Source organism: Alistipes sp. D31t1_170403_E11, from assembly GCF_015553985.1.
Classification (GTDB): domain Bacteria; phylum Bacteroidota; class Bacteroidia; order Bacteroidales; family Rikenellaceae; genus Alistipes; species Alistipes montrealensis.
Genome location: NZ_JADNHQ010000004.1, coordinates 148739 through 171678 on the forward strand (window position 1 = coordinate 148739; position 22940 = coordinate 171678).

Sequence of the window (22940 nt, forward strand, 5' to 3'; positions counted from 1 at the left end):
GCGGAGGTTGCCCTCCTAAAACTACTAACCCAAACTTAAATAAATGAAGAAACCTCACTGCGGTTGCTGTTCCGCAGTTGACTGAAGCAAGTACAAAGTGCGTGCCGAACCCGTAGCCGGGGCGTGCCGCAGACCGTTTGGTCGATTATCGGGACTTGTAATGGAATTTTCACCGGAATAATTTTGTTTTTATTTCTTTTATTGTTTTATTTGTGACGGATATTCAATGATAATAGCTATAAAAGAAAATATATAGCATCCTGATATGGAAGATGAGAAAGATATTTTACGGCGGATGAGCGGCGGGGACAGTGATGCCTTCCGGCTTGTCTTCCTGAAATACGCCCCGCGTGTGGAGGCCTTCGCCATGAAGATGCTGAAGAATATCCACGAGGCGCAGGACGTGTCGCAGAATATCTTCACCAAACTGTGGATGCAGCGCCGTGAACTGGCCCAGGTTCAGTCGCTCAACGCTTACCTGTTCCGCATGACGCGCAATGCCGTGCTGGACATCTGTAAGCACAGCCGGATCCGGATGCAGTTCGAAAACAGCGCCCGGGTCGACGGGCAGATTCTTTGCGACGACGTTACGGAACGGATCGACACGGCCGAACTGTCGCGCCAGATCGAAGCCGCCGTCAGCAAGATGCCTGCCCGGAGGTATGAAATCTACCGCCTGTCGCGCGAGTGCGGCAAGAACAACCGTGAAATTGCCGAGGAGTTGAATATCAGCCCCAAAAGCGTTGAAAACCAGATTACGAAAGCGCTCGGCAGCATCAAAAAGGAAATTTCCTGAATTTTATTTTCATTTCGGCGTAGGGGTGTTGCGCCGCTGGATCGTCTAGTATGTGTAAGAGGATGACAGCGGACTGCGGCGCCCCGGCATTTTGCCGCACGATGCTTCCCCACGGAAAAAAGCCATGACTAAAAAGACCAAGAACATAGTTTCCGATTTCGCGAACAACGACATGCCCGCCGAGGTGCAGGAGCAGTTCCGCTGCTGGCTGGACGAGCATGCGGGCGGCGAGGCTGCGGAGGAACAACTGCTCGAGGAGTGGAACGCGGCGAAGCTCGGCCCGGTGAACGGCGCTGCCTATGAGCAGTCGTTCGAGCGGCTGATGCAGTCGATGCCGGCGGTTTCGTCTGCCGCGGCTCCGAAAAAGGGCCGCATTGCCCGTCTGGCTGCATCGTGGCGGCGTATGGCGGCCGTTGCAGCCGTCTGCGGGGTGGTGCTGGGACTCGGCGCCCTCGGCGCCCGCCTGTTCCTGAAACCCGAAAACGGGGTGTTTGTGGTTACGGGCGAGGACAGCAAGGGCCGCTTCGTGCTGCCTGACGGTACGCAGGTCTGGCTCAACTACGACAGCCGCCTCTACTATCCCGAGTCGTTCGACGGCGATTTGCGCTCCGTACGGCTCGAAGGCGAGGCGCTCTTCAACGTCGTGCGCGATGCTTCGAAACCGTTCCGTGTCCGGACTTCGCTGATGGAGGTCGAGGTGCTGGGGACGGTCTTCGACCTGAAATGTTACGAGCACCTGGACTATGCCGAGTTGGTGCTTGTCTCCGGCTCGGTCAAAGCCACCTGTGCCGGGCAGTTGCCCGTCACGCTCTGTCCCGACGAGCGGCTGGTCGCCTACCGCAATTCGAAAAAGATCGACTACCAGGCTGTCGATGCCAATAATTACAATAAGTGGATGTTCGAAACGCAGAAACTCGATGAGATGCGTCTCGACGCCGTTTTCGTCAACCTCGAACACCGCTATAACGTCGAGTTCGACATCGCGGACGATGTCGGGCTCGAGGCGCGGCTCACGCTTTCGCTGCGCAGCGAGCCGCTCGAGGAGATTCTGGATGCCATCGCACTGGTGGTTCCGATCCGTTACGAATCCTCCGGGGGAACAATTTTCATAACACGCAGATAGACCGTTTTGTACGATGTCCTCTTTGGGACAACGTGGGATAACTCATTTATTGCTGAAATGTAATATGCTGATAGTCAATATTATATAAAATAACTCTAAAACTTTCATCGCTATGACAAGACCTTTACGCATTCCTGCTTTCGATTGTTAGGCCTTCTCCGGCGGCCGCAACCGACGGTTGTCCGGAACGTGTGAACCTTTTTTCGTGCATTCAAAAACCTTATTGCCTTGAAACTTCAAACTTCCATTCAGAAACGGGCGTACCGTGCCCGTTGCGGTCTGCGGCGTGTCCTGCCGGTTTTGCTGGCGTTGGTGGTCGCTACTGCTGCCGTTGCAGTGCCTCCTTCCTCTTCGCGCGACGGTAAACTGACGCTTAACGTCAAGAATATTACGGTAAAAGAGCTGCTGCAAACCATCGAAAAGCAGAGCCGCTACACTTTCGTGTATAACATTTCGGATCTCGATCCCGCCCGCCGGGTCTCGCTCAGCGTGACCGACGCCTCCGTCGAGGCGGTCATCGCGCAGGCGATCCCCGAGGTGACGGCTACGGTGCGGGGAACACAGGTCGTGCTCGTGCGCAAGGCGGCCGACAAGGCCCGTCCCAATGTGAAAATAACCGGTACGGTGCGTGATGCCGACGGCGTGCCGCTCGTCGGTGCGACGCTGATCGTCGAGGGTACGACCCTCGGTACGAGCACCGGCGCCAACGGCGAATATACGCTGAATGTTCCGGCAAACGGCAAAATTGTCTGTTCCTATCTGGGTTACGATTCGGTGACGGAGACGGTGAACGCCCGTACGCGTATCGACTTCCAGCTCCGGGCGGCGGCCAACAGCATCGAGGACGTGGTGGTGACGGCCCTCGGTATCACCCGTAAGGAGAAGAGCCTCGGCTATGCCGTCTCGAAGATCGGCTCCGACGACATCACCAACAATGCCAGCGGCAGTTGGCTGAGCGGTATGGCCGGTAAGGTTGCCGGTCTGAATCTCGACCAGTCGGCCGCAGGACCCGGCGGATCGGTCCGTGTCACGCTGCGCGGCGAGGGCTCGCTCTCGTATAACAACAATACGGCCCTGTTCGTGGTCGACGGCGTGCCCATCGGCAGCGGCATGGATTCCAATACGTCGTCGGGTTCTTACGAATCGGACGATGCCCCGATCGACTACGGCAATGGCGCCGGTGACATCAATCCCGACGACGTGGAGTCGATCTCGGTGCTGAAGGGCCCGGCTGCAACGGCGCTTTACGGATCTCGCGCCGCCAACGGCGCCATCATCGTTACGACCAAGTCGGGGCGCAAGCAGAAGGGCATCGGGGTTACTTTTACCACCTCGGTAACCTTCGACAAGGCGGGTTACTGGCCCGATTTTCAGAATATATACGGCGCCGGCGACTTCCGCAAGACGACCATCAATACGGGGCATATGACCAACGGCCTGAATCCCGACGAATATTCGTTCTACACGGTCGATGCCGATCATTCGGACACCGGCAAAAAAATCAATGCATTCCATTCGCGTTACCAGTTCGGCGAGAAAATCCAGGGGCAGATGCGTTACATGTATGCCTCGTTCGATCCGGCGACGGGGACCTATACGCGGCTTCCGTACGAAGTATGCGACTGGTACAAGGGATTCTTCCGGACGGGCGTCACCTACACCAACAGTCTGGCGGTGGACGCCAGCGACGGCCATGGCTCGTCGCTGCGCGTGTCGGTCAAGGATACGCGCAACGACTGGATCGTGCCCAATACGGGTTTCAGTACCCAGAACTTCACGCTTTCGGCTATCAGCAAGCGGAACAAATACATCGAGGCCGGATTGAAACTGAGCTACTACCGCAAAAATTCGGACAACCTGCCCGTGGGCGGATACAGCAATTCGTCGCCCCTGAAAACGTTGCTCTGGCAGCCTGTGAGCGCTTCGGCCCGCGATGCATACAACGAATGGAACAGCGGCCGGCTGGTCGACTACTATTCGGGCAGCGATTCTTCGGTGAAGTTGATTAACGGATCGATGGACAATCCTTATTTCATTGTTTACGAATGTCTGAATACGCAGGCCAAAGACCGTGTTTACGGCAATGCCAGCGTGACGGGGCATATTATTCCCGAGAAACTGTCGCTGACCGTGCGTTCGGGCATCGACTTCAGCAACGATTTCCGTACGCAGCAGAAACCGCAGTACACGCATGCCTACCTCGACGGAATGTACCGCGAACAAACGATCCGCAACATCGAGCTCAACAACGACTTTCTGCTGAGCTACCGCGATACGTTCGGCGATTTTTCGCTCAACGCGTCGCTGGGCGGTAACAACATGCTCTATAAGTATCATTCCGTGCGGTTGACGGCCAATATGCTCGAAGAACCCAACGTGTTCATTTTGCAGAACGTCAACGGAAAACTCGATGTGGACAACCTGCGCAAGACCAAGTCGATCAATTCGTTCTACGGGTTGGTTTCGCTCAGTTGGCGCGACATGCTCTTTCTCGATGTTACCGGCCGCAACGACTGGTCGAGTACGCTGGCTCCCGGTTACAACTCCTATTTTTACCCCTCGGTGAGCGCCAGCGTGCTGCTCGACGAGGTGTTCAATCTGCGCAACAAGGCCAAGTGGATCGACATGCTCAAGATTCGAGGTTCGTGGGCTAACGTGGGTAACGATACGGAGCCTTACCAGCTCCTGGGTTCCTACTCCAATTCATCGGTTTTCACCGGGGCTTACAAACTGCCCGGATCGACCAAAAACTACCGGCTCAAACCCGAAAATGTCGAGAGCTGGGAGGTCGGTTTCGAAGGCCACTTCCTGCAAAACCGCATCTCCTTCGACTTTGCCTATTACAGTTCGGAGACGACGAACCAGATCATCAACGTCCCCTCCGACTGGGCGACCGGCGCTTCGTCGATGGTCATCAACGCCGGCTGCGTGCGTAACGAGGGTATCGAACTTTCGGCGCGGTTCCAGCTTGTGAAAACCAAAAACTGGCGTTGGAATATCGATGCCAACTGGTCGAAGAACTGGAATGAACTGGTCGAATTGGCGCCGGGCGTCAATGTCTGGCAGCTCAACGCGAGCAATACCATCGGCAGCAAAGTCTTCATCTACGCCTATCCGGGCGGAGAGTTGGGGCGTATCTACGGATACGGGCTCGAAACAGCGCCCAAAGGTGCTTTTTACTACGATGCAGACGGGCATAAGATCGACTGTTCGGGACAGCATATCGTCGATGCCTCGACCGGAAATCCCATCCTCGACGCTACCAACCTCAAGGACCTGGGCAGTATTTACCCCCAGTGGAAGGCCGGCCTGACGACGACGGTGAGTTATAAAAGCCTGACCGTTTCCGCTTCGTTCGCCGCCTCGTATGGCGGCAAAGCCTACTCGCTGACCAATTCGATCCTCTCCTACATGGGTAAGCTGACCAATTCGCTCGAGGGACGTTACGACGGCCTGATTCATCCGGGCGTCAACGTCTCCGCCGACGGCGTCTATTCGCCGAACAACACCATCACCACCGATGCGGTCGATTACTACAATACGGTCATTTATCCGCGCGGCAACACCGAATCCAATGTTTTCGACACCTCGTATCTGAAAATGAAGGAACTGCGGGTCGAATATTCGCTGCCGAAGAAACTTTGCTCCAAGACCAAGGTGTTCCAGAACGTCTCGCTGTCGTTCTTTGCCACGAACCTGTTCTGCATCACGAATTTCCCGCAGTTCGATCCGGAGGTGGCTTCGCTTTCGGGATCGTCGCTCTACCGCGGCGTCGAGACGGGCGCTTACCCGATGACCCGTTCCTACGGATTCAGTCTCAAACTCGGATTCTAAAACTGACGCGATTATGAAAATGCTGAAATATATCTTGATCCCGGCCCTGCTGCTCACGGCGGCAAGCGCCTGTATGACCAAATTCGAAGAATACAATACCAATCCCAACGAAATGGAACAGTGGAAGATATCCCCTGCGGGCATGATCCAGGAACTGCTCTATTCGGGGACCGAGGTATTCCTCTACCGGACCTGGCAGCTCAACGGCGAGCTGATCCAGTATACGATCGCCGGCTCGGGCAACAACACCTACCACCGTTATGTGATCGAGAATTCGGTGGGTGCGTCGGCCTGGAGCAATCTCTACATGCAGGCGGCCAATGCCGACCACATGCGCCAATTGGCTGTCCGGAAAGAAGACCCCAATTACGAGGCTATTGCACTCACGTTGCGGACGCTGTTCCTGCAGAACATTGCCGACCTGTTCGGCGACGCTCCCTATTCGCAGGCTTTCAAAGGTTCGTCCGAGGGTATCAAACAGCCGGTGTTCGACTCGCAGGAGGCGGTCTACCGGGCGCTGCTTGCCGACCTGGAGCATGCCAATTCGCTTTACGACAGTTCGTTGAAACTACCCAGCGCCGAGCGTGACCTGCTCTACAAAGGCGATATTTCGAAATGGCGCAAGTTCAACAATTCGCTCTACCTGCGCCTGCTCATGCGGTTGAGCAACCGCAATGCGGCCATGGGCGTCGCCGCGAAGATCGCCGAAATCTTCAATAATCCGGACCGGTATCCGGTTTTTGCAAGCAACGGCGACAATGCCAAAATGTCTTATGAAAGCGTGGAGCCTTTCGTCAACTACTGGGGCACGAAGCTGAATACGCAGTTCACCACCTCGACCGGACGCCGCCCTGCGGAGCAGATCGTCGACATGATGAATCATTCGGGCGATCCGCGCATCGGTATCTGGTTCCAGCAACCGTCGGGCGCCGAGGGTTGGAAAGGCGGCCAAAGCGGTATCGAATCGCAGGAGGCCGATTTTACGGGTATCGCAAACCTCAACAAAGCCAATCTGGGCGATTATGCTTCGCCTTACGCGCTGATGAAGTACGACGAAGTGCTGTTCATCCAGGCCGAAGCCATCCAGCGCGGCTGGATCGCGGGGGATGCCGCCGCCTGTTACCAGAACGCCATCCGGGCTTCGATCAATTACTGGAAAGAGGTGGATACGACGGGACTGAACATCACCGACAAGGTGATCGAGAATTTCCTGGCGAATGTCCCCTACGACGGAACGCTCGAATCGATCATCAACCAGAAATACGTGGCCCTGTTCTGGGTCGGTTACGAGGCGTGGGCCGATTATCGCCGCACGGGGTATCCGGTGTTGACGATCGGCAGCGGTACGTTCAACGACCACATCCTGCCGACGCGTCTGGTCTATCCGACCAATACGATGGAGACCAACAAGGAGAATTACAATGCGGCCGTCGAACGCCTGAGGACCTACTACGGCGGCGCCGACGACATGAAGACCCCCGTCTGGTGGAGTAAGGCCGCCGTCGACAAAGGAATCAAATAACCGAAAAAGACTGGACTATGAAAACGATGATAAAACGTCTTTGCATCTTTGCCGCCGGGGCGGCCGCCTTGGTTTCGGCGGCACTGGCCACGTCGTGCGAAAAGGACGAGACGCAGGAGAAATATGTCTATATCCTCGATAACGACAAAAACGGGATTCAGGAGGTGTCGTTCAATACGGCGGGCGGGACACAGGATTTTCTGATGTACTCCAACTACGGAAGCTGGAAACTCGTACCCACCTACGAAGAGGACCTCGAATGGCTGTCCTACTGGCCGACGGAGGGTGTCGGCGACGCCCGTTTCTCGGCCATGGTCGAGAAGAATACGACGGCCTACCAGCGCCACGGGACATTGAATATCGTGGTCGACGGCCTTTCGGTGGCGACGATCCGGTTCAACCAGGCGGGCGACGAGCCCAAACTGAAGGTCAACGTCAAGGAGTCGGGCAAGACCGTTTCGGTCAAGGGCGAGACCTTCACCGTGGGCGTCGAGTCGAATATCGACTGGGTGGCCGAACTGGTCGATCCGGCCGATGCCTCGTGGGTTACGATCGGCGACTTCACGCCTGTGAGCCAGACTTTCACCTGTGCGGCGAATCCGGGCTCCGAGCCGCGTGAAGCGCAGGTGCGTATCCGGGCTTACGGCACTTCGGTGTCGTGTGTGTTTGCCATCATGCAGGCCGACCGGTCGAGCGCCTTCGAGGAGGCCGAAAAGATCACGGTTGCCGACCTGCTGGCGATGGGCGAGGGTAAGATCGCGCGCAACGTCTATGTCGCGGGCAGCGTGATCAGCGACCGCACGACGCGCAACTATCCGGTGGCCTATTCGACCGGAGGCGGCGAGCAGGTGAACAACACGATGTTCATCCAGGACGAGACCGGAGGCCTGTGGATCGAATTCGACGATGCGGCGGACAATACCTGCGACCTGAACCAGGTCGTTACGCTCCACATGTACGGACAGCATATCGAACGCGACGCCTATACCAACGGATTGAAGATCGCCGGGCTCTCCTCGACGGCCGTACAGAGCGCCGTGGCGGGAACACCCGTCGAACCGGTCGTGATCGACGACCTGACGAAGCTGCCGGCGTATGAGAACCGGCTGGTGACGCTGCGCAACGTTGAATTCGCATTGCCTTACGGGACGCTGGTCAACATCAACGAAGGGGTGTCGTACCTCGGTATCAAACAGGGAGCCGCCTATCAGGCTTCGGCGGATTACAACGACCTGACGATCGAGTACGGCCATTACCTGCGCGACGCCAAGGGCAATACGGCTAAACTCTACACCACGTGGTCGTTCACCGAGCGGGCGCTTTCGATGATTCCCGAAGGGGCCGGCGATATCACGGGTATCGTCAACAAGCGTTACAAATGCGACGTTTACGATGGCCGCGACCAGATGCGCCGTCCGGTCGAGAGTTGGTGCGTGCGCATCCGCCGCGAGTCGGACATCACCAACTTCAAGGCCCCGGCCGCAAGCCGCCTTTCGAAGACCGTCATGCAGATCGGTCCGTGGACCGACAATGCAGGCGCCATGCAGTCGGTGACGGCGTCCGTCGGACAGGGACAGCTCAAACATTCGGTCGGCGAGGACGTGCTGGGATCGACTTCGGGAAATACGCAGCAGATGTACCTGGCGTGGGCGCATGCCCGTTGTACGGCGGCGACATGGGATGCGGTGAAGAATGCATGGCTCCCGGCTTACGGCAACACCAAGGGGGTACAGTATGTCGCCGTGATGGCGCAGGGGTGGTGGAAAAATACCGCTGCGGTCAATACCGATACGGACGGTTGCTGCTGGATTCTCTCGAACCTCTCGACGAAAGGCTTTACGGGGCAGATTTCACTCCAGTTTACGGCCTCGAGCAACACCGCAGGCCCGATGTACTTCCAGATGGAGTGGGCCGATACGGACAATGCCAAAACCTGGACGCCGATCGGCAACGAATACGTGGCTTCGAACTGGCACAACAGCATCGCAGCGCCCGAATACCTCTTCGTGCTGCCCGACGAGCTGAAAGACCGCGAAAGTTTCTCGATCCGTCTGCGGGCTACCCGCCAGCGCAATGCCAGCGACACGGAGAACACCGCTTCGGGAACCAGCCGCATCGGTGTCGTACGCATGTCGTGCCTCGATTTATAAACCGTTAAAAATCCGAACGATGAAAATAGGTCAATTCAAATTGAAAATGCTCTTCGTCCTGTTCGCGGGCTTCCTGCTCGCGGCAGGGTGCTCGGAGAGCGATTCCCCGGAGTTCGAACAGTCCCGGAGGCTGGTGCGCAATCTCTACCTCGCGCCCGTTATGAGCGTGTATGCCGGGCAGACGCTGACCCTGCAGGGAGTGGGCTTCGAGGCGGGCGACGTGGTTTCGTTCCGGGCCGACGCCGCTGTGCTCGACCTGCCGGTAAGCGGCGTTACGGTCAAGACGGCCCGTGTGGTGATACCTGCGGCGATCGCCCGGGAGAGCTACGACGTTTATGTGGTTCGCGGTGCGCAGGAGCAGTATGTCGCCACGGTGAAAATCTACCTTACGACCGACCAGGAAGTTCCCGACAAGGAGGGCATGAACATCAAGGGCATTGTTTTCTGCGGTGACAAAGGCGTGCCGGGCGTCCGCGTGTCGGACGGGTTGCAGACGGTCACCACCGATGAGAACGGTTACTACTGGATTCCGTCGCTCAAGACGCTGGGGTATGTCTTTATCACGATTCCCCAGGGTTACCTGCCCGCTGCGCTCGATAACAATATGATGGGCTTCTGGGCCGGACTGACCGACGAGGCCGGGGTGTGCGAGACGCATAACTTCGAGCTGGTGGAGGCCGATACCGAAAACCACGTCATGCTGGTGGGCGCCGACCTGCACCTGGCCGACAAGCAGAACGACCTGCGCAATTTCAAAAACGGGTTTATCGCCGAAACGCAGGCTTTTGCCGATGCCAGCTCCGTGCCGGTTTTCTGCCTCATGGCGGGCGACATGACCTGGGACAGGTATTGGTACGACCGTAATTTCCGGCTTCCGCACTACCGGCAGTGGCTTTCCCGGAACGGATATTCCGTGCCCGTATTCCACGCGATGGGCAACCACGATAACGACCCCTATGTGCAGGGCGACGCCCCGGGGCAGCTTTCCTATTGCAGGACGCTGGGGCCGAACTACTATTCGTTCAACCTCGGCAAGGTGCACTACGTGGTACTCGACGACATTGACTGGATCAATACGGGCGGCAGCGACGGCGTGCTGGGCAGCCGCGACTACAACCGCGTCGTGTCGCTGGCGCAGATGACTTGGCTGGCCGAAGACCTGGCTGCCGTCGAGGATAAGACGGCGCCGCTGGTGGTCTGCCTGCATGTCCAGCTCTACGAAAATTACAACGCTTCGTTCGCCAACACGGCCAAGATGCCGAGCGCCACGGGTGGAACCGGGGCGCTGATGAATGCCGTCCGGGATTTTTCCGAGGTGCATTTCATAACGGGGCATACGCACCACAACTCCACGATGGTCATCAACGACAAGGTGATCGAACACAACACGGCCGCCGTCTGCGAAACATGGTGGTGGAGCACTTTCTTTTCCGACCGGGCCATCTGCGTCGACGGGTCGCCTGCCGGTTACGGAATCTATACGGTCAATTCGACCGACGTGAAGTGGAGCTACAAGGGCATCGGCGAACCTGCCGGATACCAGTTCCGCACGTACGACATGAACACCGTGAAAAAGCACCTCGACAACAGCACCTACAAGGCACTGCTGGCCCAGTATGCGAGCCGTGACAACAAGGGCGACGACTATGGAAAAGTGGGCGATAACGTTGTTTATATCAATGTCTGGAACTACGATCCGGCCTGGAAGGTCGAGGTGCGGGAGGATGGCTCGCCGCTTGAGGTGAAGCGTGTCTTCGACCGCGACCCGCTGCACACGATCACCTTCGACATTCCCCGCGTGGAGGCCAAATACGAAGCCAATGCCGACTGGGCGTCGTGCTGCTCGTCGCACATGTTCAGCGTGACGGCGTCGTCGCCCGTGTCGGAACTCGAAATCACGGTCACCGACCGTTTCGGCAATGTCTATTCGGAACGGATGAAGCGGCCGAAGGCCTTTGTGAAGACCTCGAAATAACCTGAAAAACGAAGAGCATGAAAAAGTACAGTATATGGCTGTTGGGACTCGCGGCGCTGGTCGCCGGGGCCTGCAGTACGGACCGGACCGGGGATGAGACGCTCGCACTCAGCGCTTCTTCGGTCAGCGCCAACAAGCGTGGAATGACCTACGAAGGCGGCGATGTCACGTTCGATGTCCTGTCGAATGTCTATTGGGTGATCAACCTCGACGAAGATGCCGACTGGCTGACCGTCGCGCCCCGTGCGGCGTACGGCAACCAGACGGTGAAGGTCACCGCGGCCGTGAATCCCGGGGGCAGGCGTTCGACGACGCTTCGGTTCGATTCGCTGGACGGCGTGACCGCACAGATCGAGGTGACGCAGGGTTCCTCCGATGAACTTATCTACTACATCCGCACCGGGGCCGGGGCTTCGGCCGTTGCGGAGCCGGTCGCCGTGGGCGGCTATACGGCGTGGGAACCGGAAGGCGTCGGCGCTTCGGCGGTGGGATTCTCCGGCGTAAACGCTTTCGTGTCGGCCGACACGCCTTCGTCGGGCTACGACGAGGCTTCGGGCGGTAACAATATCGTGCTGGAGGCTCCCGGAGAGGGCCCGGAAACTGTGACGCCCTCGTTTTCCGTGCGCGACGTGGCGACCCGGGACGACTCCTATTTCCGTCTGAAGATGGGCGTGCTGGCTCCCGGCGGCGAACTGACGCCCGACCGGTTCCGGGTGCTCGTTGGGAACGGCGGCGACGAACTGATCGCCCTGCAATACGAAGTGATCGACGGCGCAGGCGACTGGAAAGAGGTCCTGGCGCGGTTCTGGGTCGGCGAGGACAATCCCACGCTCGATTTTAAGGTCGAAGCCCCCGCAGGCGGTTACCGCATCGACGACTTCCGCCTTTACGAGGGCAACTTCGGAGAGGGACAGGAGGTTGCTTTCCAGGTCGGCGGCGACGACGGCAAGCCGGAAGGTTACGTCTATTTCGAGGACGATTTTTCGTGGGTGACCGACGTATACGGCGGAACCGATTACATCGGGACGTATCCTACGCCGCTTACGGCAGAAACCTACTGGAACGGCATAACGGCGGCAAGCCACGGGCAGGAGGCCTATAACACCCTCGTCGGATCGGGGTGGAAGACCGATGACAACAAACTCAAGGAGCGCGTTTACCTGCGTATCGGCTATGTCAAGATGGGGCGCGGTTCCAATGCGGCGGGTTGCGGCGGAGGCCTGGTAAGCCCGACGCTGGACATCCGGAAAAACCGTGCGGCGGATCTCAAGGTTACTTTCAAATGCTGTATTTACGTCGCTGCCAACGGCACGTGGGATCCCTCGACCATGCAGGTGCGGGTGATCGGTCCGGGTACGGTCAACGACGGTGTGTCGACCGAGAAGGTGCTCGTCATGCAGACCGAAACGCCGGTGCAGTGGGAAGAGAAGACGCTGATCGTCTACGGCGCGACCGACGCCACACAACTGGTCTTCGAATCGGTGGAGGAAACCAAGGCCAACCGCTGGTTCCTGGACGACGTGCGGATCGTCAAGGCGGGCCCGGACGACAAACCTTCGGTAGACCTGATACCGCTGGCGGTTCCTGCGGTGACGTTCGACCAGGATGCCGCTACCGAAAGTTCCGTGAAGTTCACCTGGACCGAGGTTCCGCAGGCTGCGGAGTACGAGTATTCCTACACCTGTCTCAACTGCGGCGAGGTGGTCGCCTCGCGCAGCGGCAAGACGACGGAGCTGTCGGCCGAATTTACCGGACTGATCGCCGGGACTTCGGCCCGCCTGACGGTCCGCGCCCTGCCCGCCGAAGGCGACAAGACCTATAAGGAATCCGCCTGGAGCGATCCCGTCGAGGGCGATGTAAAGTCGTCCGGAGGCGGATTGCCCCAGCTCGCGACGCCTTCCGGTGTGACCGTTTCCGCCAACAGCGCCTATGGTTTCGAGGCTTCCTGGGCCGAGGTGTCCGATGCGACGGATTACACCTATTTCGTGGAACTGCCGAACGGACAGGTGGTCGCTACGGGTAAAACGTGGGAACCCCGCGTACATATCGGCGGGCTGGCCGGGAAGAATTTCGGCAATTACCCCTATTTCAATTTCCGCGTGGTGGCCAACCACATGAACTACAACAGTTCGAAGGTGGAGATTCCGCAGACGTTCCGCTCGTCGGAGCCTTCGGCGGCGGTCCGGGCCGATATCCTTCCTTCGACGGCCACGGTCTACTTCCAGGACGATTTCTCCTGGGCCGATCCCTGGAGCGGCAGTGCCCTGCTGGCGACCAACACCGACTGGATCAACACCTATTGTACGGTGGATACGATGGTGCGCCTCGACCTGCTGGAAAAGGAAGGGACCGTGTCGCTCAACGGCTGGGGTTACGATGCGACCAACAAGAGCGTTTACACCCGTCCGGGGTATATTCACCTCAATTCGTCGTCGGCGTTGGGCAACCTGATCACCCCGGCATTCACCGGCATTACCGGTACGGACGACGTGAAGGTCAGCTTCGACGCCACCTATTTCTTCCAGTATTTCTCCGGTGCGGCCGATACGAACAAGACCCTGACGGCCAGCCTGAAGGGCGCCGGGACCATCGAAGGCGCTTCGGGCGGAATCATTTCGTTCACCTTGTCGCGCGGCAATGCGTGGGAGGGTTTCTCTTTCACGATCACGGGAGCCGATGCTACGACCCGCGTGGTGTTCGCCCCGGCGGTCAAAAGCAAGAACCGCGTGCAGTTCGATAACTTCCGCGCCGAATCGTTAACCCGTTAATTTGAAAGACAATGAAAAACCTGAAACTGTTTTTGTTGAGCCTTATGCTCTGCGCGGCGCTGCCGTCGCAGGCATGGGACCGCACACGCCACGACGCCATTGCGTATATCGCCGAATGCAACCTGACGCCCCGGGCGAAGAGGAATATCGCCCGCTACCTCGACCATTCGATCGTTTACTACGCATCGTGGATGGACAAGTACCGCGATACGCCCGAATTCCGAAACGTCGAGCATGTGAGTTATGTGGATGCCGGCATGCAACTGGTCGACACCCTGCGCAAGGGGAAGACCAATTGCGTCGTCGAACTGATGCACGCCGTCGACCGGCTGAAAGACTACCGGAATATGAGCGATTCGCTCGTGCGGCTGAACCTGATGTATGTGATCCACATCGTGGGTGACATGCACTGTCCCTCGCATGTCAAATACGCCGGTTGCAAGAGCGGCCGCGCGGACCTCAACGGCAGGAAGATGTCCTACCATGCGATGTGGGACTGGGGTGTGCTGGACGGGGCCCACGGCTGGAGTTACAGCGAGTATCAACAGTTGCTGGACACCTTCTCCAAGCGCGAGAAGGCCGCCATGGCCAAGGGTACGCCCCGCGAATGGCTGCACGAAACCGCCGTCGCGTGCCGGGTGATCTACGACTGGCAGCGGGCCGACGAGACCTACGACAAGCAGTTCGTGCTGGACACCTACCTGCTGCCCGAAAGCCAGTTGATCAAGGCCTCGTACCGCCTGGCTGCGGTGCTCAACGAATTGTTCGGTTAGTAGGAGGACCTCCGGGGACAAAAAAACAGCAGGGAATCTCACGATTGCCTGCTGCCCCCGGGAGGTTGCCTTTCGAAACTGATTTTCGGTTGTAAACTGCTAACGACCGCAGGAGCAGGGCAAAGGCTCCGGCGTGTGCGGGATGCTGCGCAGCAGCAGGGTGCTAACGGCACTTCGCGTCCGGTTTCCGGGCAGGCGATGTGCCGTTTGCGCACTGTCGGCCTTCGTGCCGTTCTGCATGCGTGGGGAGGGTTGTTGCGTGAACCGGTTGAAAGGAGTTTTCGGAGGGCCGCGCGGGCACATACAAAAACAGCAGGGAATCTCACGATTGCCTGCTGCCCCCAGGAGGTTGCCCTCCTAAAACTACTAACCCAAACTTAAATAAATGAAGAAACCTCACTGCGGTTGCTGTTCCGCAGTTGACTGGAATAAGTACAAAGCGCGTGCCAGAGTTGCTGCGGTGTCAGTCGGGAAAAGGGCGCATTTTGGTCGAAACGGTCCGGCCTGTTGTGCAGAAGCGGTTTTCGTATCCTGTGCAAATAATCCGCCGGATCGTTTGCATCCTGCCGATAAAAGCTGTACCTTCGCGGTGCAATGGTTTCCCCATGGAGGGGAATTAAAAGGGAATGCCGTGTGAATCGGCAACAGTTCCCGCTGCTGTGAGTCCCGCCCGAAAGGGCATTTTCGTCGCGACAATCTGAGCCACTGGTCCTCCGGGACCGGGAAGGCGTTGCGCCGGGGGACAAGTCAGAAGACCTGCCTTGCGAGATAGGGTGTTTGCTCCTGCGGAGAAAGGGAGCGCCTGAAGTCGTTACCGGCGGTTTTCCGTACGTACTTATTTACTTCAGCCTTCTTTTTCCATTGGGAGCGAACCTCTTCGGACAGACTTTTTTACGGTCGGATGAGGAAGTCGTCGCCATGCTTTGCCGGGTCATTATGCCTGTTTCTGCCTGTGCGGTATCCACCGTGATGTTTGTCCGTTACGGACGAGACAGAACAGATGGAACCATTAACTGAAAAACAAAGCATGATGAAAAAGTTACTTATGATCTGCTCCTGGGCACTGCTCCTGGGCGGCTGCAAGAGCGAATCGGGCCCCTCGGACCCGGACGGAGACAAACCCGTACCCCCTCCCTCGGCTGAACTGTTACAGAAAATCGAAGACCTGAACGCCGGACTGGTCTCGCTGAAAGCGCTGGCTGAAGCCGTGTCGCGTTCGGAAGTGCGGGCGCTGGACGAGGCCGAAGGCAGCGTGCTGCTTACGTTTCGCGACGGTACGCAGATTACGGTAGCCTGCGATGCAGAGGCCGCGGCGGCGCCGCTGGTGGGCATTGCCGCCGACGGAGACGTTTATTACTGGACGCTGGCCGCGGAGAAGGATACTCCCTGGCTGAAAGATGCCGCCGGAGCGAAAATGCCTGTTTCGGGACCTGTTCCCGTCATGGGGCGCGATGATAAAGGTTTCTGGACCGTGACGACGGATGCCGCCGCAACGCCGTGGCAGATCGTGAACGCCGCCGGAAACCCGATCGAAACCACGGGCGACGAGCGGGTGGCCCTGTTCCGGTCGGTAACGGCCGGGGACGGCAAGGTGGAGATACTGCTGGCGGACGGCGGGACGCTTTCGGCTGCGCAGGTCAACGACCTGAGTGCCGCGGGAACGGCCAACTGCTATGTGGTTCCGGCTCCCGGAAAGTATGTTTTCAATGCCAAAGTGCGCGGAAACGGCGCCGGTGAGGGTGTCGGTTTCGAGCCGGCGATCTCCCTGACGGACGGCATGACGGCCGACTGGCTGTGGACCGATTCCGAGGGGCTTGTTTCGGACGTTGCCTTCGACAAGACCTCCGGCGACATCTCCCTGACGGTCGGCGACGGCAGGGGCAACTCCCTCGTCGCCCTGATGGAAGACGGCGTAATTGTATGGAGCTGGCACGTCTGGGTAACGGATGCCCCGCAGACGATGACCTACAAGAACGGCACGGTGTTCATGGACCGCAACCTGGGCGCCGTTGGCACGACCGTCGGCGGTACGGATGCCTACGGCATGTATTACCAGTGGGGCCGCAAGGACCCGTTCTACGGCGGCAAAAAAGCCGAGGCTTCGGCCAACGCTTTCCTCGAGGCGAAAAACGGCACGGTGCTGAATCCGGCCTATCCAGCCTTGGGCTGGGCTTTCAGCAAAAGCACGACGACGACAGCCGGGGCTGCGGCCAATCCCATGACATTCTATAACAATACGGTCGGAACCGGCTACAACTGGCTCGCCTCGCCGAATCCGAAACTCTGGGGCGAAAGCAAGACGCTCAACGATCCCTGTCCTCCGGGATATAAGGTTCCTAAAACCGATGCCTGGGAAGATATGAGCGCAGGCCGCCAGTATATCGACGGCGTTTCCGTATGGGACGGGGCGAATTACGGCATGACCTACACCCACGAGGGGCAGACGGCCTGGTATCCGGCGCAGGGTTATCGCAATTACAGTTCGGGCGCCATTGTGGGCCTGCGTGCCTCGACCGGCGGTTCGGGCGCTTACTGGTCGGTGGAAGCATCTTCGGTGAAGTCCTATCACCTCTTCTTCCGCAGTAAGTTGTCGAGCGGAACCGGCTCGATCAATATCGAACTGGACAAGGAGCGTTCCTACGGCTACACGGTGCGTTGCTGCAAGGAGTAACGAACCGTTCCGAATAAACGAAGGCAGGACCCGTCGGGTCCTGCCTTTAGTTTTCGGTGTATATGCCGGCCTACCGGAATACACCCGTATAGGTCGAGGGCGAAAGCGCACGCAGTTCCTCTTTGACGCTTTCGGCGACGTTGAGCGTCTCGATGAACGCTGCGATCGACTCGCGGGTGATGTGGGTGTTGGTGCGCGTGAGGGCCTTCAGCGCCTCGTAAGGCTTGGGAAAACCTTCGCGGCGCAGGATGGTCTGGATGCCTTCGGCTACGACGGCCCAGTTGTTCTCAAGGTCGCGCGCCAGCGCTTCGGGGTTGAGGATTACTTTGTTCAGCCCCTTCAGCAACGACTGCAAACCGATCACCGCGTGGGCCATGGGCACGCCGATGTTGCGCAATACGGTCGAGTCGGTCAGGTCGCGCTGGAGGCGCGAAACGGGCAGTTTCGACGCGAGGTGCTCGAAGACGGCGTTGGCGATGCCGAAGTTTCCTTCGGCGTTCTCGAAGTCGATGGGGTTGACCTTGTGGGGCATGGCGCTCGATCCGACCTCCCCGGCCTTGATCTGCTGTTTGAAGTACTCCATCGAAATGTAGGTCCACATGTCGCGCGAAAGGTCGACGAGAATGGTGTCGATGCGCTTCATGTTGTCGAAGATGGCAGCCAGGTTGTCGTAGTGCTCGATCTGCGTGGTGTACTGCGAGCGGCAGAGACCCAGCGTCTCGCCCACGAACCGGTTGGCGAAAGCCACCCAGTCGTACTGCGGATAGGCTGCGCGGTGGGCGTTGAAGTTGCCCGTGGCGCCGCCGAACTTTGCCGGAACGGCGATATCGTGGAGCATGGCCAGTTGCTTTTCGATACGCTCGACGAAGACCATGAATTCCTTCCCGAGCGTCGTCGGCGAGGCGGGCTGTCCGTGTGTGCGTGCCAGCATCGGAACTTCGCGCCACTGCTCGGCAAACGACGCCAATTTGTCGCGGACCTCCTCGACGACGGGATAGTAGACGCCTGTCATCGCCTCTTTCAGCGAGAGCGGGATGGCCGTATTGTTGATGTCCTGCGAGGTGAGGCCGAAATGCACGAACTCCTTGTAGGACTCCAGTCCCAGGGTGTCCATTTTCTCCTTGATAATGTACTCGATGGCTTTTACGTCGTGGTTCGTTACCGACTCGATTTCCTTCACCCGCTCGGCGTCGGCGGCCGAGAAATCGAGGTAGAGGGCGCGCAGGGCGGCGAATTTCGAATGGTCGATGCCGGCAAGCTGCGGAAGCGGCAGTTCGCACAACGCGATGAAATACTCCACTTCGACGCGGATGCGGTAGCGGATAAGTGCCTGTTCCGAAAAATAATCGGCTAGTTTCTCCGTTTTATTACGGTAACGCCCGTCGACGGGCGAAATGGCTGTGAGAGGGCTCAGGAGAGTTGACATTGTTTTGTTATTTTTTACGTATCGTTTTGTGCGCTGTTTCCGGCGGGGCATCACGGCCGGCGGGCGGGCCTGCAAATCCGATCCGCCTCCGAACCTTCGCCCCGGACAGGGGGTTGTTCCGCCGCCTGCGGCGGGAAGTGCGGCCCGGGAGCAAACGGACGATGCCGGGAATTTTCAAACGCCAAATTTACGACATTTAATTGAAATACGCATAATTTTCCCTACCTTTGCAAAGATAAACTTTGCTCGGACAGGCTGCACGCCGGCAGCGTCGGATAAATTTGCCGCTGCGCCCGGCTTGCACTGTCTTTGCAGGGATGTAAACCGAAATCGGAATGAATTTTATACTGGCAATCATCGACTCCCTGGTGAGGTTCGTACAGCGCAATCCGCTGACGATGCTCGTCATTGTCATACTGGCGCTCGGCGCCCCTGCGCTGCTCAAAGGCATCGCACTGTTTATTTTGTACTTTTTTATGGGACTTATTTTATTGATCGTCGTGCTGATGCTGGCCTTCCGCTGGCGGATCTACAAGGTTCGCAAGCAGATGGAGGAGCAGTTCGGCGAAGGCTTCGGGCAGCGGTCCGGGCCGGAAGGTTTCAGCGGGTTCGGCTCGCCCTTTGCGGAACAGCAGCGCAAACAGCGCGAAGGCGAAGTGAAGGTGCACAAAACCCCGGGAACGCCCGAGAAGCGCGTGTCGAAGGACGTGGGAGACTACGTCGATTTCGAAGAGGAAAAGGAATAGCATGCTGAAAATTTTCGAACTCATAGGGCGCTACTTCATGCTGATGGGAAAGGTCTTTTCCCGTCCGGAGAAGGCCGCGATCTACCGTCGGCGGATCGTCTACGAAATGGAGGCCCTCGGTATCAATTCGATCGGCCTGACGGCACTTATTTCGGTCTTCATCGGCGCGGTTATCACATTGCAGATGTGCATCAACCTCGACTCGCCGTTCATTCCCCGTTCGCTGGTGGGTTATGCCACGCGCGAGACGATGATCCTCGAGTTTTCGTCCGCGGTCGTGGCGCTGATCCTCGCCGGAAAGGTCGGGTCGAGCATTGCCTCGGAGATCGGTACGATGCGCATCACCGAGCAGATCGACGCCCTCGAAATCATGGGCGTCAACTCCGCCTCGTACCTCATTCTCCCGAAGATCGTCGCCGCGATGATCTTCTTTCCCTTCCTGACGATTCTTTCGATCCTGATCGGTATTCTGGGCGGATACCTGATCGCCGCCGCGACGGGCATCATGATCCCCGCCGACTATGTCGACGGCCTTTTGATGGATTTCAAGCCCTATTCGATCACCTACACGCTGATCAAGACCGTCTTTTTCGCCTACATCATCACCTCGATTTCGGCCTTCTACGGCTACAATGCCCGGGGCAATTCGCTCGAAGTCGGTACGGCCTCGACGCGCGCCGTGGTGGCCAGCTGCGTGGTGATCCTGCTTTTCGACCTTATCCTGACACAAGTCCTGCTCATATGATACGCGCCGAACATATCGTCAAGTCGTTCGACGGCCGGGTGGTGCTCGACGACATCTCGGTGGAATTCGAAACCGGGAAAACAAACCTCATCATCGGCCGCAGCGGCTCGGGAAAGACCGTGCTGCTCAAGACGCTGGTGGGACTGCACGAGCCCGATTCGGGCGACGTGTGGTACGATGACGTGAACTTTACCCGGCTGGGTTTCCGCGAACGCAAAGCCATCCGCAAGGATATCGGCATGATTTTCCAGGGCGGGGCCCTGCTGGACTCCTCGACCGTTGTGGAGAATGTCAAACTGCCGCTCGACCTCTTCACTTCGCAGAGCGAGGCGGAGAAGATGGAGCGCGTGAATTTCTGCCTCCAGCGCGTGCGGCTCGACAATGCCAACAACCTTTATCCGGCCGAATTGTCGGGCGGTATGATCAAACGCGTGGCCATTGCCCGCGCTATCGTGATGAATCCCCGTTACCTGTTCTGCGACGAGCCGAACTCGGGCCTCGACCCGCAGACCTCGATCGTCATCGACAACCTGATTCACGAAATCACCGAGGAATACGGCATCACGACGATCATCAATACCCATGACATGAACTCCGTGATGGAGATCGGCGAGAAAATTGTATACATCCACGACGGCCGCAAATGGTGGGAGGGGACGAAGGACGACATCCTGCATGCCGACAACCGCGAACTCAACGATTTCGTCTTCGCTTCGGCCATGGCTAAACGGGCGAAAAAAGCCGTGCAATAGGGGCGGAACCGGCTGTGTGGTCGGGGAAACGACAGCCTGCGGCAGTCCGGGGCGGCCTGAAAAACAGGTGCGTCCGTGGTTCGTAAAAAAATTTAATTTTTTATTTGCGAAAATTGTATAAAGTGTGTACTTTTGTGCTGTTAAAAAAATAACGCAATTTTTTACTAACAAATAATTCAAAATCTTATGGCAACTATTAAAATCGGTATCAACGGCTTCGGTCGTATCGGCCGTCTGGTGTTCCGCGCAGCGTGCAACAACGCAAACGTTGAGGTTGTAGGTATCAACGACCTCGTACCCGTAGACTACATGGCCTACATGCTCAAGTACGACTCGGTTCACGGCCGCTTCAACGGTACGGTTGACTACAACGTAGAGAAGAGCCAGCTGATCGTAAACGGCAAGGCTATCCGCGTAACCGCCGAGAAGGATCCCGCAAACCTGAAGTGGAACGAGGTAGGCGCCGAGTACGTCGTTGAGTCGACGGGTCTGTTCCTGACCAAGGAGAAGGCCGAGGCCCACATCGCAGCAGGAGCCAAGTATGTCGTAATGTCGGCTCCTTCGAAGGACGACACCCCGATGTTCGTATGCGGCGTCAATACCGACAGCTATGCCGGCCAGACGATCGTTTCGAATGCATCGTGCACCACGAACTGCCTTGCTCCGCTTGCCAAGGTTATCAACGACAAGTTCGGTATCGTCGAGGGTCTGATGACGACCGTTCACGCTACCACCGCAACGCAGAAGACTGTCGACGGTCCCTCGATGAAGGACTGGCGCGGCGGCCGTGCTGCCGGCGGCAACATCATCCCTTCGTCGACCGGTGCTGCCAAGGCCGTAGGCAAGGTGATCCCCGCCCTGAACGGCAAACTGACCGGTATGGCATTCCGCGTTCCGACCCTCGACGTTTCGGTAGTCGACCTGACCTGCCGTCTGGAGAAGGGTGCTTCGTACGACGAGATCAAGGCTGCCATGAAGCACGCTGCCGAGAACGAGTTCAAGGGTATCATCGAGTACACCGAGGACGACGTGGTTTCGACCGACTTCACGGGCGACGCCAACACCTCGATCTTCGATGCCAAGGCCGGTATCGCGCTGAACGCCAACTTCGTGAAGCTCGTAGCCTGGTATGACAACGAGTGGGGCTACTCGAACAAGGTTGTGATGCTCATCGAGAAAATGGCTGCATTCAACAACAAATAATCGAGCCATTCGATAAACGGGAGGGAACCTGCAAAGGTTCCCTCTTTTTTTGCGCCCGGTATTGATGCGGCATTCGCATGAATCGGAGACCGGAATTTCTTCCCGGTTCGTATTTGAAACACCGTTGGACGGCCCGCTGAATGCTCCCGAAGTTTCGGTTCCGGAGGTTGACAGTGACGGCAATCTGATATCGGGGAGTTTTTGCATGGTTCCTTTTGTCCCCGATGAGGTTTATACGGATAACTGGATCCGGATGACGGTTACGGCCGGCCCGGATTTACCGTCCGGTACACAGTATCGGGTGGTTGTAACTCATATTACCTATGACGTTACGGCTCCGTTCGTGTGCTCGCTCCGGAATAATAGTTCGGGGGAAATCGAGCAGGTTCACGGGTGCTGGTATGGAACGCGGCGTCATGGCACTAAGACGGAGGGCTCCTTTTCAGCTATCGAATA

Annotated in this window: 14 protein-coding genes and 1 riboswitch; of the genes, 13 read left to right on the forward strand and 1 reads right to left on the reverse strand. The window is 57.9% G+C overall.

The window, feature by feature from the left end; translation table 11 throughout:
• Window positions 1–265 precede the first annotated feature (265 nt).
• The 9 genes from I2E69_RS09920 to I2E69_RS09960 all read left to right on the forward strand — a co-directional run bounded on the left by I2E69_RS09920 (window position 266) and on the right by I2E69_RS09960 (window position 17612).
• Window positions 266–796 (forward strand): RNA polymerase sigma-70 factor, encoded by a 531-nt coding sequence (locus I2E69_RS09920; protein WP_195461059.1) that lies wholly within the window; start codon window positions 266–268, stop codon window positions 794–796.
• Between the two features lie 124 nt (window positions 797–920).
• Window positions 921–1919 (forward strand): FecR family protein, encoded by a 999-nt coding sequence (locus I2E69_RS09925; protein WP_195461060.1) that lies wholly within the window; start codon window positions 921–923, stop codon window positions 1917–1919.
• 228 nt (window positions 1920–2147) lie between these two features.
• Window positions 2148–5753 (forward strand): SusC/RagA family TonB-linked outer membrane protein, encoded by a 3606-nt coding sequence (locus tag I2E69_RS09930; protein ID WP_229095450.1) that lies wholly within the window; start codon window positions 2148–2150, stop codon window positions 5751–5753.
• A gap of 13 nt (window positions 5754–5766) precedes the next feature.
• Window positions 5767–7275: a SusD/RagB family nutrient-binding outer membrane lipoprotein gene (locus I2E69_RS09935; RefSeq protein ID WP_015547446.1), complete on the forward strand. Its 1509-nt coding sequence runs from the start codon at window positions 5767–5769 to the stop codon at window positions 7273–7275.
• Window positions 7276–7292: 17 nt separating this feature from the next.
• Window positions 7293–9425: a BACON domain-containing protein gene (locus I2E69_RS09940; RefSeq protein WP_015547447.1), complete on the forward strand. Its 2133-nt coding sequence runs from the start codon at window positions 7293–7295 to the stop codon at window positions 9423–9425.
• Window positions 9426–9444: 19 nt separating this feature from the next.
• Complete coding sequence (locus I2E69_RS09945; protein ID WP_195461061.1) at window positions 9445–11400, forward strand: calcineurin-like phosphoesterase family protein; 1956 nt, start codon at window positions 9445–9447, stop codon at window positions 11398–11400.
• A 17-nt stretch (window positions 11401–11417) separates the two neighbouring features.
• Complete coding sequence (locus I2E69_RS09950; protein ID WP_195461062.1) at window positions 11418–14168, forward strand: BACON domain-containing protein; 2751 nt, start codon at window positions 11418–11420, stop codon at window positions 14166–14168.
• 11 nt (window positions 14169–14179) lie between these two features.
• Window positions 14180–14941 carry a S1/P1 nuclease gene (locus I2E69_RS09955; RefSeq protein ID WP_229095451.1) on the forward strand — a complete coding sequence of 254 codons (762 nt, stop codon included), beginning with the start codon at window positions 14180–14182 and terminating at the stop codon, window positions 14939–14941.
• Between the two features lie 578 nt (window positions 14942–15519).
• A riboswitch (cobalamin riboswitch) is annotated at window positions 15520–15720 on the forward strand.
• A 251-nt stretch (window positions 15721–15971) separates the two neighbouring features.
• Complete coding sequence (locus tag I2E69_RS09960) at window positions 15972–17612, forward strand: PL29 family lyase N-terminal domain-containing protein (RefSeq protein ID WP_229095452.1); 1641 nt, start codon at window positions 15972–15974, stop codon at window positions 17610–17612.
• Window positions 17613–17682: 70 nt separating this feature from the next.
• Here I2E69_RS09960 and purB read toward each other — a convergent pair whose 3' ends face one another.
• The gene (purB, locus tag I2E69_RS09965) at window positions 17683–19038 is read right to left on the reverse strand and encodes an adenylosuccinate lyase (RefSeq protein ID WP_195461064.1); all 1356 of its coding nucleotides are present in this window, start codon (window positions 19036–19038) and stop codon (window positions 17683–17685) included.
• Between the two features lie 335 nt (window positions 19039–19373).
• On the opposite strand from purB, the gene I2E69_RS09970 reads away from it, so the two are divergent.
• The 4 genes from I2E69_RS09970 to gap all read left to right on the forward strand — a co-directional run bounded on the left by I2E69_RS09970 (window position 19374) and on the right by gap (window position 22484).
• A complete protein-coding gene (locus I2E69_RS09970; protein ID WP_195461065.1) occupies window positions 19374–19784 on the forward strand; it encodes a DUF4834 family protein in 411 nt (136 codons plus the stop codon).
• 1 nt (window position 19785) lies between these two features.
• A complete protein-coding gene (locus I2E69_RS09975) occupies window positions 19786–20529 on the forward strand; it encodes an MlaE family ABC transporter permease (RefSeq protein WP_195461066.1) in 744 nt (247 codons plus the stop codon).
• Entirely contained in the window at window positions 20526–21281 is a 756-nt protein-coding gene (locus tag I2E69_RS09980) for an ABC transporter ATP-binding protein (RefSeq protein WP_195461067.1), read from the forward strand. The genes I2E69_RS09975 and I2E69_RS09980 overlap by 4 nt, the downstream gene beginning before the upstream one ends.
• Window positions 21282–21467: 186 nt before the next feature.
• The gene (gene gap / locus I2E69_RS09985; RefSeq protein WP_195461068.1) at window positions 21468–22484 is read left to right on the forward strand and encodes a type I glyceraldehyde-3-phosphate dehydrogenase; all 1017 of its coding nucleotides are present in this window, start codon (window positions 21468–21470) and stop codon (window positions 22482–22484) included.
• Window positions 22485–22940 lie beyond the last annotated feature (456 nt).